General features: G+C 69.6%; 9 protein-coding genes and 2 pseudogenes. All 11 read right to left on the reverse strand.

Annotated elements, in window-relative coordinates:
• Positions 1 to 754: pseudogene (locus DZF91_RS38855) on the reverse strand (hypothetical protein); the annotation flags it as partial.
• A gap of 260 nt (positions 755 to 1,014) precedes the next feature.
• Positions 1,015 to 1,191, reverse strand: coding sequence for a helix-turn-helix domain-containing protein (locus tag DZF91_RS43110; protein ID WP_407920902.1), 177 nt, complete (start codon positions 1,189 to 1,191; stop codon positions 1,015 to 1,017).
• Between the two features lie 13 nt (positions 1,192 to 1,204).
• Positions 1,205 to 1,465: a recombinase family protein gene (locus tag DZF91_RS43115; RefSeq protein ID WP_117357298.1), complete on the reverse strand. Its 261-nt coding sequence runs from the start codon at positions 1,463 to 1,465 to the stop codon at positions 1,205 to 1,207.
• 25 nt (positions 1,466 to 1,490) lie between these two features.
• Positions 1,491 to 1,658, reverse strand: a pseudogene (locus tag DZF91_RS43120) (recombinase family protein); the annotation flags it as partial.
• A gap of 569 nt (positions 1,659 to 2,227) precedes the next feature.
• Entirely contained in the window at positions 2,228 to 2,581 is a 354-nt protein-coding gene (locus tag DZF91_RS10600; protein WP_147341097.1) for a hypothetical protein, read from the reverse strand.
• A 101-nt stretch (positions 2,582 to 2,682) separates the two neighbouring features.
• Positions 2,683 to 3,294: a recombinase family protein gene (locus DZF91_RS10605; RefSeq protein WP_117357300.1), complete on the reverse strand. Its 612-nt coding sequence runs from the start codon at positions 3,292 to 3,294 to the stop codon at positions 2,683 to 2,685.
• A 170-nt stretch (positions 3,295 to 3,464) separates the two neighbouring features.
• Positions 3,465 to 4,412, reverse strand: a complete 948-nt coding sequence (locus DZF91_RS41075) for a hypothetical protein (protein ID WP_199486538.1) — start codon at positions 4,410 to 4,412, stop codon at positions 3,465 to 3,467.
• On the reverse strand, positions 4,409 to 4,531 hold the full coding sequence (locus DZF91_RS10615; RefSeq protein WP_328589155.1) for a helix-turn-helix domain-containing protein: 123 nt from the start codon (positions 4,529 to 4,531) through the stop codon (positions 4,409 to 4,411). Before DZF91_RS10615 ends, DZF91_RS41075 begins: the two co-directional genes overlap by 4 nt.
• 79 nt (positions 4,532 to 4,610) lie before the next feature.
• Complete coding sequence (locus DZF91_RS10620) at positions 4,611 to 5,570, reverse strand: hypothetical protein (protein ID WP_117357302.1); 960 nt, start codon at positions 5,568 to 5,570, stop codon at positions 4,611 to 4,613.
• Between the two features lie 1,981 nt (positions 5,571 to 7,551).
• Positions 7,552 to 12,177, reverse strand: coding sequence for a DUF6603 domain-containing protein (locus DZF91_RS39655; RefSeq protein ID WP_158587904.1), 4,626 nt, complete (start codon positions 12,175 to 12,177; stop codon positions 7,552 to 7,554).
• Positions 12,174 to 13,379, reverse strand: coding sequence for a ComEC/Rec2 family competence protein (locus tag DZF91_RS10635; protein ID WP_117357304.1), 1,206 nt, complete (start codon positions 13,377 to 13,379; stop codon positions 12,174 to 12,176). Before DZF91_RS10635 ends, DZF91_RS39655 begins: the two co-directional genes overlap by 4 nt.
• Position 13,380: the final 1 nt, after the last annotated feature.

The raw sequence follows: 13,380 nt of genomic DNA on the forward strand, positions 1-13,380 counted from the left end.
CGCCGACGACACCGCCGCCCCCGCCGCTGCCGGCCTGGTAGTAGCCCGTCCCGTACGACGCCCCGGCTCCGCCCTGCCCCGCCGAGCCGGCCATGCCGCTCAGATCCGGCCGCGGGCCCTCGCCTGCCGCGCCGCCCGCGCCCCCGTTGCCGCCTGCCTCGCCGGGAGCGCCGTTGAACGAACTCAGGCGCGGCGCTCCGGCCGTGCCGGTCGCGCCGCCGTCACCCCCGACGACGGTGGTGGCCCCTGGCCCGGAAGCGGCCGCGCCCCCACCGCCCCCTCCGGCGACGACCAGGTCGGTGGATCCGGAGCGCACCCAGGTGGCGCCGCCACCGCCGTTCCCGCCATTTTGGCCGAATTGACCACCGGCGCCGCCGCCCCCGTACCCGCCGGCATCTGATCCGGCCGCACTGGCACTTCCGCCCGCCCCGCCGACGATGACGTCCAACACCTGGCCGCCGCTCACCGCCAGGCACCCGGTGACCTGGGCGCCCAGCCCCCCGACGGCGCCTCCGTTCGGCCCGGGTCCGCCGCCCGACGCTCCATAAGCGTCCACGCGGACCGACTGCACCCCCTCGGGAACGGTGTACTGCTGGGGGCTCCCGGTGAACGCCAGCGTCTGTGACGTGGCTTGCGCCCAGGCGGAAGCCACGGGAACGACCGTTCCGATGGCCATGGTCACGGCAACGGCGGCTGACGCGCGCATGCAATCGATCTTCACGTTCAGTGACTCCCCGATCACTGAGAGCGTCAACCAATCGGATGTCGGCGGAAGAGGTTCCGAGCCGCGCCAGGTGATGAGCGAGGTCGGGAGCAGCCGCGGGCTCAGCTGATCCGCGCCCTCGAGGTAGTTGCGCTGGGCTGGGGATGGCGTCGAAGGTCCGGCAGTAGTCCAGGAGCTGGCCGGTGGTGGCTGTGACGCCCAACGCGTAGTCCTAGCCGGGGAGGCGGGCCTGAGCAGCGACCACTTGGCCAGTGGCGTTAACGAGTTGACGGGGCGGAGTTACCGCCTTCTCAACGATCGTCTCCTGACAGGCCGGAGAGCGCGGCATAGGCGATGGAACGTCCGATCTTCAACGTGCGCGCGGCCTCGGTGACGCTGGTCCCCTCGGCGACCAGGCGCCGCAACGTGGCCAGCTCGGCCGGCCCGACGGCGCGGGGCCGACCAGTGTGCTTTTTGCCCGGCAGCAAAATCCCCTCGGCTTCACGGCGCTTGGCGGCGGCGATGCCTTCGGCCTGGCGTTCGGCGCGCAGTTCCAGCTCGTACTCGGCGGCTGCAAGCCAGGACCGCGAACATGAGCCGGCCCTCCTGGGTGTCCAGGTCGAAGTTCTCGGTCAGGCTGATGACCTTGACGCCGCGCTCGCGCGGCTCGGTCACCGTGGTCAGCACGTGCCCGGCCGAGCGGTCCCACCGGTCGGACTTCCAGAACTTCAGCGTGTCCCCGGCCTGCGGACGGCCCAGCAGCGCCTCCCATTCTCAGCGTGTCCCCGGCCTGCGGACGGCCCAGCAGCGCCTCCCATTCGGGCCGGGCCACGCCGCGCCTGCCCGACTCCTTCTCGGTGACCAGCACGTCGTAGCCGCTGACCTCCAAGGCGTCGAGCTGGAGCTGCGGGTTCTGTTCGCGGGTGGAGACCCGCGCGTACGCCCAGACCGTCATCAGTGCCTCGTCGAAAGCCGTCCAGAAACGTCTACCTTTCCGGACACCCCAACGACCAGCGGCGATTCCGTCCAGGAACCTGCGTCCAGAAAATGTGGTCTCGGCGACGCCTGAAAGCGACGCGCTGCGTCACGCGGCCGAGCCCCGCTACTGGCCGTTCCGATCCTCCTCGCGGGCCGCCGCGGAAACGGTCGGTTCCGGGGCAGTGGCCCCGAGCCGGTTCTGAGACGGAACCGGGACCCCTCGTCCTAGCCAGGGCGTGTTTTTGTCGTAGCGGGTGGCCAGGCCACGGAAGCGTTTGAGCTGGTTGAAGCAGCGTTCGACGACCTCACCGGCAGCAACGGCTCGATCCGCGCCCAGGCCGCATCGGTCAACTCGTGTCGATGCACTCTGGCCACCATCAAGCCACAACCCAAAGACCCAGATCCACAAAACAGGCCCTAATCTAGGCGGCGACACTCGAAACGTGTTGATTACCGAAGTCGACTGCAAAGATTCCTGAAGTACTCTGCACGGGCATGTCGTCGGCCAGAATCCCGGCCGCCCTCGGACGATCTATGGGAGGGTACTCAGCCCGCTCGCTTGGTCTCATGCGAGCTCGCCCGGGGAGCCGGGCGCAGGTGCCAGCCGGTGATCGCGGCGAGCGCCCCGCATCCCCCGAGCGAGCCCAGAACCAGCAGCAACGTGGTCGACACCGGCCCATCTTCGGATTGAAGGTAGAACACGACGAGCGCTAGGAGGGCGAGTGCGGCGAGGGCCGCGACCACGATCTCCAGCGTTACCGTCAGCGCCAGGGCAAGGACCCGCGCTGCCGCCCGGGTCGGCCGGGGCGTGCCCGCCAGCACCAGCGAGACGACCGCGGCCGCACCGGTGAACAGGAGCGCTGGTGTGTGCAGGTCGTTGATGGCCGCCAGGGCCATCATGACCGCCCAGTACCCGCCTTGCACCGCAAGCAAGGCGCGGACAACGGCTCCGGCCCTGAACGCCGGGGCAAGCCCGCGGCCAGGCTGATCTGAACCGGTCTTCACTGGCTGCTCTCAGAGCCGGTGGCCAGGTAGCGATGCAGGGAGGTCTCGGGGATGCCGGTCTTGGCGACGATCTTCCCGAGTGAGCCGCCCTGGGCCTTCCACAGCCGGGCGTATTCGATCTCGCCTTCGGGGTGAGCCACGGGCCGGCCGGTCTGGTGCCCGCCTGCCTCAGCGACGGCTCGGGCGTGGGCTGCGCGTTCGGCGGTGAAGGTGCGTTCCATCTCGGCGAACAACGCCAGTAGCAGGAAAGCGATTCGGGCCATGCCCTCATCGGCGGTGTTGATGGGCAGCGGGTCGGCCAGCGACCGGACGCCGATGCCGCGCTCGGCCAGGTCGTGGACGAGATTGAGGACCTCGCGCAGATTCCGGCCGATTCGGTCCAGGGGGTGGACCATGACGGTGTCGCCGGACCGGGCATAGGCCAGCAGAGCGTTCAGCCCGTCGCGGTCGATGGTGGTGCCGGTCTTCTTGTCGACGTAGACCCGATCGTCAGGAATCCCGGCAGCGGCCAGGGCGTCGAGTTGGCGTTCGAGGGATTGCTTGGTGGTGGAGACGCGGGCGTACCCGAGTTCCATCCCACCCTGAGCATGATCGCTGCCGGTTCCCATGCCCCGAGCGTACCGAAAGTCGCCTTCGTGCGGCCTTTCTGGAACATTTCTTGTGGAACGACTTCCGGGACGATCTGTGTCTCACAGTGTCTGATTCTTCCCGGTGTCGGTCTCAGAAGACCTCTGCACGGATGTCAGAAGACCTGCGCACAGCGTTGGGTGATTGCCGACTACGAGTAGAAGCCTTCCCAGTAGGTGTCCGCGTCCTGGGCGAACTGGTCAGGGCGTAGGCGGCGGAGCTGGTCGTAACGTTGGACGAGGGTGTCCAGGGCATCGTGGAGACTGCCTCCGAACTCCTCGCGGATGCGCTGGATCGCTGCGATCTTCCGCCCAGCCAAGATCTCATCGTCGATGAGAGTCCACCGGGACTCGTTGTCCGCTTCTGGGGGTAGGGCATCGACGATGAGGCGCCGCACGGCGGCGAGGATCTCCTTGTCGCTGGCGACGCTCAGAACTTCCAGGCCCTCGGGGCCGGGTTCACGACGCAACAGCCCGAGCGCGAGGCACAGATGCGCTCGCAGATCACCGAGCTCGCGGCGGAGCGCGTCGCGTTCGGCTTGTGCTTCACTGAGCTCCCCACCTGCCTGGAGCGCCGTGGCGGGACTGCTGCGGACGGCCATGTCGGGGGAGAGATCGGATGGGGCTGGTTCTTTCCGCATGAGGGTCCGATCGGGTCGCGGCGCGTGGGCGATAGGAAGGTCTTGGCTGCTGACTCGCCGGGTGTGGCTATGACGCTCTCGAGGGCCGTCGAAGGGGAATTCGCCTGGACGCCACACCATCCAGCCGGTGCTGCCAGCGATGCCATTGAGCATGGCGATCTCTGGCCCTTCGAGCTGGGAAGGGTCAGGGTTGGCCACGATGGAACCGGAGTCGAAGTGGAGGGCGAGTCCGGTGCCTGGATTCTCGTCGATGGCTCGGACGGGGTGGCCAATGAGGGAGCAGAGGCTGTCGCGGTAGCCGGGGTCGCCGATCTGGCGGGCCTGCGCGTCGGTGGTGACCTGCGGCCACACGAACAGCGACAGCCGTGGCCCGTCGAAGTCCAGTTGCAGGTAGTCCCGTACGAAGATCACAGACGTCATCTCCTGGCCTATGAGCGCCAGGAGCAGAGAGTCGGTCATGCCGAGGTCCCCGAGTTCTGTGATCGGGCCAGGGCCCGGTAGACGGTGGCTCGGCTGATGGAGAACACCTCCATCAGCTCGGCGATGGTGTAGTCGCCGGTGGCGTGCATGCGGACCAAGCGCCACTACCAGCCCTCCTGGTCGACGGCTGCTGAACACCTGGCGTTTCGCTGGGCGGCGCTCCTCGCAACAGGCCGCTCATGGTTGTGACCAACGAATCGGGTGGCCGGCCGGGTCGGTGGTGAGCCAGGAGGCGTCTCCCAGCGGCTGGAGGTCGTAGGGGTGCTCGTTGTGGCCGTCGAACCGTGCCTCGATCTCACCGGTGCGCAGGTCGACACGGTAGCTGCGCGACCATTCCGGATCGTCCTCGGTTTCGCCCGTCAGCACGACGACCACGGAGTCGGGCGTCAGGAATCCGCCGGCCCATTCGAGGTAGAACTCGGGAGTCTCGTCGGTCACGTCCTCGATGGGCAAGAATGCCTCGACCGGCAGCTCCAGGAGCACCTCGCCGCCCGGGTAGGCGTGGATGGCGGCGTCGGCCTGATCGTGGCCGACCGTTAGGAACCGGCCCCCATCAGGAGCGAGATCGATGAGACACCGGTCGTCCCATGGGTAGCGGTCAAGAGAGATCCCGCCGGCGGTCAGCAACGCGCGGTAAATGACCGTACCGTCCTGCCCCTCGCCGACGTCCAGTAGGACGTGGCCGTCCGACGGGTGCGTCAGGTGTTGCCCACTGTGCCCAACCGTCTCCAAGTCCTGCTGGCCGAGGAGCTCTCCGATCGAGGCGTCCAGCGCGATCCACTGATCAGGACGGTCACGTCCGGCCATCGCGTCGGGCCGGTACACCCACACCACCTTCTCGTCCGCCGACAGAACACACCCGGGCCGATGCCCGTGCACCTGATCCGACTGCGGCTCGAATGCATACCGCCAGACCTCATCACCGGTATCGGTGACACAGACGGCCGCGTTCAACGTCGTGTAGACGGCCCTCTTACCGTCAGCGAACACGGCGTGCTCGACGACGCGGTCTTCGGACGACGGCCGGAACACTGCCAGGGGAGACAGCAGCCCCCAGGACTCGGGTGTCAGCGCGTATGCACAGATCTGGCCATCAACGAGGCGACTGATCATCTTCGATGTTGGGGACTGGACCACCTGGGCAGGCTAGTGCCTTGAACGGCCTTCAAGGAACCATCGTTAAATGAGGAGCTCTCGATCGCCGCCTCCGCAGGCCCGATCGCCCTCAGAAATTGGTCTGTCGGATTAGGCTCCCGCCATTCGTGATGGTCCAGTGGTGTCCAGCCGCTGAACGGTTGCGCTGATGCCTTATGCGTTGCGCAAAGGGCGGATAGGGTGGGGAAGTCGGTGTTGAGAGGGGAAACGGGTGTCGGTAGAGCCGCGAATTACACTTTCGTTGTCGGTGGCGGAGGCGAATCTGGTGTTGGAGTCGTTGGGGCAGATGCCTTACGCGCGGGTGTACGAGCTGGTGCGGCTCATTCAGGAGCAGGCGCAGGCGCAGCTCGCGGAGGCTCCGGCGGAAGCGGAGGAGCCGGCCTGAGTCACGCCGGGGTGATTCCGGTGGCCAGGTAGGTGACGCGTTCGGCGGTTTCGATCATCTGACGCGCGAAGTCGCCCGGTCCGAAGTCGGCGCGCGCGATGGACAGGGCGTCGGCCATGGCGTCGGCGAGGGTGCGCAGGGGGATCGTGCGGCGCGGGCCGTAGGTCAGGAGCGCCAGGTCGGGGCCGGGACCGCCGGAGGCGTTGCGCAGGGCCTTGCCGAAACGGTTCGTGCCGTCCGGCTCGATGGCGAAGTGCAGGCTCTCGGGCCGCTGGTGCACGTCCAGCCGGGCGATGTCGCCGCGGAACAGGCAGAGCATGATGTTCGCGGAGAGCTTGTCGCGGCGGACGACGGGCAACGGCTGGTCGGCCCGCGCGCCCGGGTAGGCGTCGATGAGCAGGTCGGGGTAGCCCGACACCAGGTCGGAGCGGATCAGCACTCCGGTGGTGCGGGGGTACTTCACGGGCGGCGGATGCAGGCGGTCGAGAGCGGCGTCGGCCGCGCCCAGCCTGCCGATGCTGAACGCCCCGTCGATGAGGGCTTTCAGCCACAGGGTGTCCAGGGTGACGAACCGGATCGACTCGGTGGGGAGCAGCCGTTCGTCGGGGACGAGATAGGGGAACGGGACGCCGCGCAGCAGGCTCAGGTCGTTGAGGAACGTCGCGACCGGTGCCGGGCAGGAACTGTCGATCTCGGTGACCGCCAGCGGGTAGGCCGAGGACACCTCGCGCAGATGGTGCTGGCTGCGCCGCCGCTTCCACTCGTACAGCTCGGTGGCGATGCCCGCGCTGCGCAGCGTCAGCAGCCGGCCGAGCTGCCAGGCCGAGGCGTAGCCGACGTCGAACATGCCGGTGTCCGGGTGGTAGCGCAGGAGCCGGTCGGGGCTGCGGACCGGGGTGACGGACTCGCCGTCCACCGGTCCGGTGGCGAACGGCCCCCGGTACCACGAGACCGTGCGGCCGCCTTCGAGCAGTTCGTGCCGGACCGGGACGAGGCCCTGGTCGAGGAAGGGCTCGGCGGTCGGATCGCCGATCCGGGGAAGCCGGAACGGAGCGCCGCTGCGGCCCAGCTTCCGCGCCAGGGTCGCGAAGGTCTGCTCGGTGTCGGCGCAGGCGAACCGCCAGTTGTACAGGGAGACCAGCCGCACCTCGGAGTCTCCTGCGGCGCTGCCGTAGGCGAATTGTCCCGAGGCGTCGTAGCGTCCTTCGAGGGAGACCAGGTGCACCGTGCACGACTGCCCGGCCGGGGGGAGCCGTCCGCCGATGACGAGGGCGGCGTCGGGTCCCTCGCCGCGCCGCACGTGCGCGGTGTAGGGCAGGTTCCGCACGTCGGACAGCTCACCCAGCACCTCGGCCAGCAGCGAGCGCGGGACGTCGATGACGGTCATCTTCTCGTCGGACGGCTCCAGCCGCTCGGCGGCGGGCTCGGGGATGGACGCGGTGCCGCGGGTCAGCTCCGCCCGGGTCACCGTCCGGGGCCGGGGACGTTCGGCGTCGGTGAACAGCAGCAGGGCCAGCCACGGCGAAGTGCTTCCGGCGGTGCCGCCCGGCTCCCGCTCCCACGGCAGCGACGGCCGCTTCAGCACGATGTGCGGCAGCACGTTGGAGTGGTCGCCGAGGCTGCCGTCCGGCGGGAACACCGACAGCACCGCCGCCTGCGGCAGGGAGAAGCGGTCACCCGCCACCGAGAAGGTGCGCGAGGCGGTGAAAGGCTCGGGATCGAGGTCGATCCGCTGCTCGACGGTGATGTGGTAGTCGCCCGACGGAAGGCCCGGCCTCTGGTGGCCGACGAACGTGATCTGCTCAGGCATGTGCGGCCACCTGGGGTGTCTCCTCGAAGGCGGTGACGTCGAGACCGGCGAGGTCGATCTCGGCGCCGGGGATCAGCGTCCGGGCCAGTGCCGAGCGGGCGGCGGCCGTCGCCGGAGCGTTGACGGTGCCGGCGATCCGCCGGGCGCGCGCCTGCGGGTCGGCCTCGTCGACGGCGGAGCTCTGGACGGGGTGCCAGGCGAAGGCGTCCGGCTCGGTGAACAGGGCGGTGAGCGACTGCAGGGCGGTGCGGTCGAGCGCGGGGCGGGCCGCGGGCTCGTGGACCGGGGCCGGGAGCACGGTGAAGCCGGTGAGCAGGTCCTTCACCAGCCGCTCGCGGTCCAGGGTCGCCTTGGTCTCCTGGCCCCACAGCGCGGCCGGGAGGTTCTTGCGCAGGGGGACGAAGGTGAAGTACTGCTCGGCCGCCACTCCGGCGCGGGTGATCCGGATGGTCTGCTCGGAGCCGAAGTCGGCCTTGCGGCCCACCGGGGCCACCCCGAACCCGGCCCCGACGTCGGGCAGCGCCCGCCCTCCGGCGCGTGCCCGGGTCGAGGGGATCTGCACATCGGTGACCAGCGAGAACTCGATCGGGTTGAGCACGCCGAGGTCGGTGCCGCTGCCGGGCCGGACCGAGCCGCCGAGCGGGGAGATCGTCGCGATCTTCGACTTCTCGGGCAGGAGGGTCTTCCTGAACCGGCTCCAGGGGATGGGCAGCGGGCCCGGCCTCGGCGGCCCCGAAGGAGATGGTGAACTTGATGATCTTCAGGTCGAGGGTGGCGGTGCCGCCGAAGTCCGGCCCCCAGAAACGGACGTCGACCCCGAGGTAGAGCGAGATCGTGTGGCTGCCGAACAGCCAGAAGGTGTAGTTGACGCCGATGCCGAGGTGGAGCGCGGCGTCGTAGCGGAAGGGCTGCCAGGAGATGAGGAAGTCGATGGAGGCGTCGAGCCAGGCGTGGAGCGCGCCGTCGTCGTAGTTGATCGACACCGACGCGCCGGCCATGATCGCGGACGGGACGAGCGCGAAGTAGCCGCCGCCCTTCATCGACAGCTTGTCGGAGATCTTCCAGTTGAGGCCGAGCCGGGGCACCACCGGGTACTGGTCGGGCACCGGGAAGCGGGGGTGGTAACCGCCCGCGCTCACCACGAAGTCGCCCGAGTGCTCGCCGCGGAACCAGGTGACGAAGGCGAACCCGCCGGTCAGATGGCAGGAGCGCGACAGCAGGAAGGAGTTCTCCGTGAGCACCGCGGTGAGCGACAGGTAGCCGTCGTCGGGCGCGAAGGTCGCCTTGATGGCGAGCTGGATCTCCGCGACCGGGGTGGCGTCGGCGGCGTCCTCGGCGGGCAGCACCAGCGTGGTCATGCCGAGCACGTTCAACTCGAAGCGGTGCCCGAACGCGGCGGTCACCAGGACGAACGCGTCGAGCATCTCGCAGATCACGGCCCGGACGCCCAGCGCCAGGAAGTAGTCGCCCACCGACGGCGGCAGGTAGGAGTTGAGCCGCTGGAGCTCACCGGCGGAGTCGGTCGGCACCAGGTCGCCGACGGCCTCGGCGACCAGCGGGAACTGCACGAGCTTGTCGACGGGCGGCACGATCAGCCGCCGGTTGTAGCCGAACCCGGCCGCGATGCCGCGGAGCTGGAGGACCGGAGGGCCGCCGATCCGGAAGTTCGCGAACGCGTAGACGAACAGCGAGGGGCCCTCGTCGAGCTGGGCGTAGGAGCCCATCGCGCCGATCGCCAGGATCGGCGTGCGGATGACGGCCTTCCCGCTGTAGGCGTTGTAGGTGCGGCCCGCGTAGACCACCTTGCTCTTCAGGAACGCGCCGCTGATCTGGATCGGCCCGCCCTTGAAGTCCAGCGACAGGCCGCGCAGCTCGAAGGACGGAGCGGCCTTGGGATCGGAGATCGCGAACTCGATGCCGAGCCCGTCGGCGGCCAGGGTGAGGCCCGCCATCGAGATGGACGCGTCGAGCATCAGCGCGATCCGCGCCGGCTGCCCCGGATCGTGCTCGTAGGCGAGGCCGACCCGCTCGACGTGGATCGGCCCGAACCCCTTCTGGACCTTCAGCCACAGGGAGTTGTCGCCGGTGAGGGTCTGCGCCGGGTCGGCGGGGGCGGGCGCGGCGGGCGCCGGGGTGGTGCCGGGCGCGGTCGCCGGGAGGTTCATCGGGGTCTCCAGACCGCCCAGCCGGAGCACCCCGTCGACGCTGAAGCCGGCCGCGATCGGCCCCTTGGGGAGCCCGCCCGTCCCGGCGGGCAGCAGCTTTTCCAGCGCCGAGGCCTGGTCGGCGCTCAGCGGCGCGGAGGAGACCAGGAGCCGCAGCGGGTCGAGGCCGAAGACCTGGCCGCCCTTGAAGTGCTGGCCGATGACCGGCAGCTTCGACAGGTCGAGGGCGAGGGTGAGGTCGACCGAGAACAGCCGGACGGTCTGGCCCCCCTCGCCGTCGACGGCGACCAGCGCGCGGCGCAGGTCGACGGTGACCGAGTCCGGCACGTAGGCGGCGGCCGAGGGGGAGATCGCCGCGACGATCGCCTTGATGGTCGGGGTGGCGTCGGCCGGGTCGCGGGAGTAGGTCAGCGCGAACCGCTTGGCGGTCGCGCTGTCGGCGAAGCGGGCGTCCAGCCGCATGTTCAGCGGCCCGGCGGAGGTCGGCACGCTCACCGCGACCCGTCCCGCCAGGGTGCGGGCGTAGGTGTCGATGGCCAGCTTCAGTTCGAGGTCGACGGTGTCGATCGGGAGCGTCATCGCGGCGGTGAAGAAGAACCGCTTGGTGCCGGTGGTGAAGGACACCTCGACGTCGTGCACGGTCAGTCCGGCCAGCGGCTGCGGCAGCGTCAGGTCGCCGAACCGGCGGCCGAGGTCCTCGATGAGACGGCCGATCGGGATGGCCTGGCCGGCGCCCGTCCCCCCGGCGAAGGTCCAGCCCTTCTCGGGCGCCGGGTCGTAGTCGGCGCCGACGACGAGCCCGACCTGGCCGACCACGAACCCGGCCCGCGCAGCGAACCTCGTGTCCTTCTCGCGGGTGATCTCGGCCCGGACGTCGGTCAGGGACACCTGGTCGGTGATGCGCCAGTCGCCGGTCATCTCCAGCAGGCCCCGGAGGGTCAGCGGACGGTCGCCCTTCGGCAGCGCGGCGAACAGGTCGAACTTCTCCACCCGCAGGTCGGGGACCGCCTCGGCGGGCACCCCGCCGAACTGCCGGGCCACCTCGCGCAGGCTCAGCGGCGGGTCGCCGTCCCGCAGCGAGCCGCCCAGGGTGATCCCGTCGTCGTAGGCGGCGCCGATCTCCAGCGTTCCGGCGGTGCCGATGCCGAACAGGCCGAGGACCTGCGCGGAGACGCGCGGTGAGGACAGGGGGTCGTCCACCCGGAACAGCACGTCGAGCGCGTCGAGGGTGAACAGGCCGGCGATGGGCCAGCTCTCGTCGGTCTCCAGCTTGAGGGTGACGTACCGGACGACGCTCGACGCCGACGGCGTCAGCAGGAGGTTGAGGACGGTCGGCCGGAACGGGAGCGAGAGCGAGGTGCCCGTCGGCGCTTCGAGGCCCGGCTGCCCCAGGATCGCCGCGACGTCGCTGAGCCGGGCGTCACCGAGGTCGCGCAGGTCCGCGCTGAGCAGGACGCTGTCGCTCCAGCCGCGGAAATCGGTGCCGACGAAGATCTCGTGGCGCATCCCGCCGATGGTGACGGGCAGCACCCCGGTCACCGAGACGGCGCAGACCACGTCCATGTCGAGGAGGTCGTAGTTGAACCGGGGAGTGCCGAAGATCTCGTAGCGGAGCTTCTCCAGGGTGAAGAGGCCGAGGTCACGGGTCGCCCCCGCGGGTCCGAGCAGCACGACGAAGGGGACCGGGGTGATCGGCAGGTCGGTTCCGGGCAGGCCCGTGACCATCGTGATCTCGCCGGTGATGTCGTGGCTCGCGGCGGGCACCAGCAGGTCGAGCAGGGCGGCCCGGCCGGTGAGCAGGAGTTTCCCCGCGAAGACCAGCGAGCTCTCGTCCGGCCCCATGGCGGTGGGGGAGGAGGTGGTGACGGAGGTGTCGAGGACGAGCGCGGGCGCCTCGAAGCGCAAGGAGTCGATCACCGAGTTCCGCAGGGCTCGGAACGCGCGGGCGAACGACCAGTCCGGTCCGGCCGTCGCGGTGAGCCTCGCGGTGACCGGATCGCCCGCCGAGAAGCGGGCCGTCACCGCCATGCCGTCGAACGGGCCGTTGACGCCGGTCCCGGTCAGGGTGACGCCGTCGTCCGTCGCGGTCCGCACGGCGTCGGCGAGCGAGAGCACACCGCCGGGCAGGAACGGGCGCAGACGTCCGGCGGTCCGCGCGCCGAGGACGGTGACGTCCAGGTCGAGCCGGCCGCCCGACGGGATCGCGGTCTGCAGTTCCTCTGGCGTCATGACGCCGCCTTCGGGGCCTCGACCGTGTACTCGAACGTGCCACGGGAGCCGGTGATGTAGATCTTCTCGAAGATGTTGCGGGTGGTGTGGTCGTAGGCCCCCATCGCACCCGGCTCCCAGGCGGAGACCGCGTAGTCCGTGGGGCTCGGGTCCATCACCGCCTGGTAGCGGGTGATGGTCTCCCAGCTCGGCAGGTGGTGCAGCGGGATCTTCATTCCGGCGCTGATGACGACCTGCCGGGGACGCACGTGCTTGACGAACTCCTGGGAGGAGGAGGTGTTGATGCTGCCGTGGTGCCCGGCCTGGACGACGTCCAGGTTCGCCAGCCGCGCCTTGTGGTACTGGAGCAGGTAGGCCTCGGTGTTGATGGTGCCGTCCCCGCACATGAGGATGCGTTGGCCGAACACCTCGATGAGCGTGGCGATGCTGCCCCGGTTGGTGTGGTTGCTGTGGTCGTCCAGGTCGACCCTGTTGACGTTGCCGGCCAGCAGCGAGATCGTGCAGTTCGCCTCGGTGTGCACGAGGATGCCGCCCTTGCCGTCGAGCCGGGGGACGGCGGAGCTGGTGGCGTCGGGCAGCTTGAGCTTCTGGGTGCCGTCCGCGGTGACGAGCTCGATCACCTGGGCACCGGCGTTGTCGTGGTGGTTGACCTTGTAGGCGACGGGACACTTCTCCACGAGGAAGCCGCTCACCTGCTGGGCCGCGTAGTCCACCCGGTTGGAGCTGTGGTAGTAGGAATCGATCTGCACGTCGGGGTCCAGCATCTTCTTGAGCTGGTTGTAGTGGTCGCTGTCGGGGTGGGTGAGGATCAGCACGTCGATGACGCTGCTGGTCTTCAGGAACTTCTCGCCATAGATGACGTCGTGGATCCGCTTCTTGTAGAGGCTCTCGGCCTCGTTCTCCTTGGAGTCGCTGCCGCAGTCCAGCATGACCACATGGCCCCGCGGCGTGGTCATCAGCGTGCAGTCGCCCTGTCCCATCTTGAGGAACACCGCGTGGAAGTTGCCGTCGCCGCGGGTGCCGTCCGGGGCCTTGCCGAGCGCGGCGAGCTTCTCGGCCCGCTCCTTCCGCAGTTGCTCCTGCTTGTCGGCGGCCTCCTGCGCGGCTCGTTTGACGTCCTCGGCCTTCTTGTCGATGGCCTGGAGCCGGGCGGTCTTCGGGCGTGGGGGCGGGAGGTCGTCGCCCTTGCGTTTGGGAGGCACG

The sequence above is a fragment of the Actinomadura logoneensis genome, assembly GCF_003428695.1.
Classification (GTDB): domain Bacteria; phylum Actinomycetota; class Actinomycetes; order Streptosporangiales; family Streptosporangiaceae; genus Spirillospora; species Spirillospora logoneensis.

Coding starts and splice junctions, on each gene's coding strand:
- DZF91_RS10600 (WP_147341097.1), bottom strand. CDS start 2,581: ATGATGGCCCTGGCGGCCATCAACGACCTGCACACACCAGCGCTCCTG.
- DZF91_RS10605 (WP_117357300.1), bottom strand. CDS start 3,294: ATGGGAACCGGCAGCGATCATGCTCAGGGTGGGATGGAACTCGGGTAC.
- DZF91_RS41075 (WP_199486538.1), bottom strand. CDS start 4,412: ATGACCGACTCTCTGCTCCTGGCGCTCATAGGCCAGGAGATGACGTCT.
- DZF91_RS39655 (WP_158587904.1), bottom strand. CDS start 12,177: ATGACGCCAGAGGAACTGCAGACCGCGATCCCGTCGGGCGGCCGGCTC.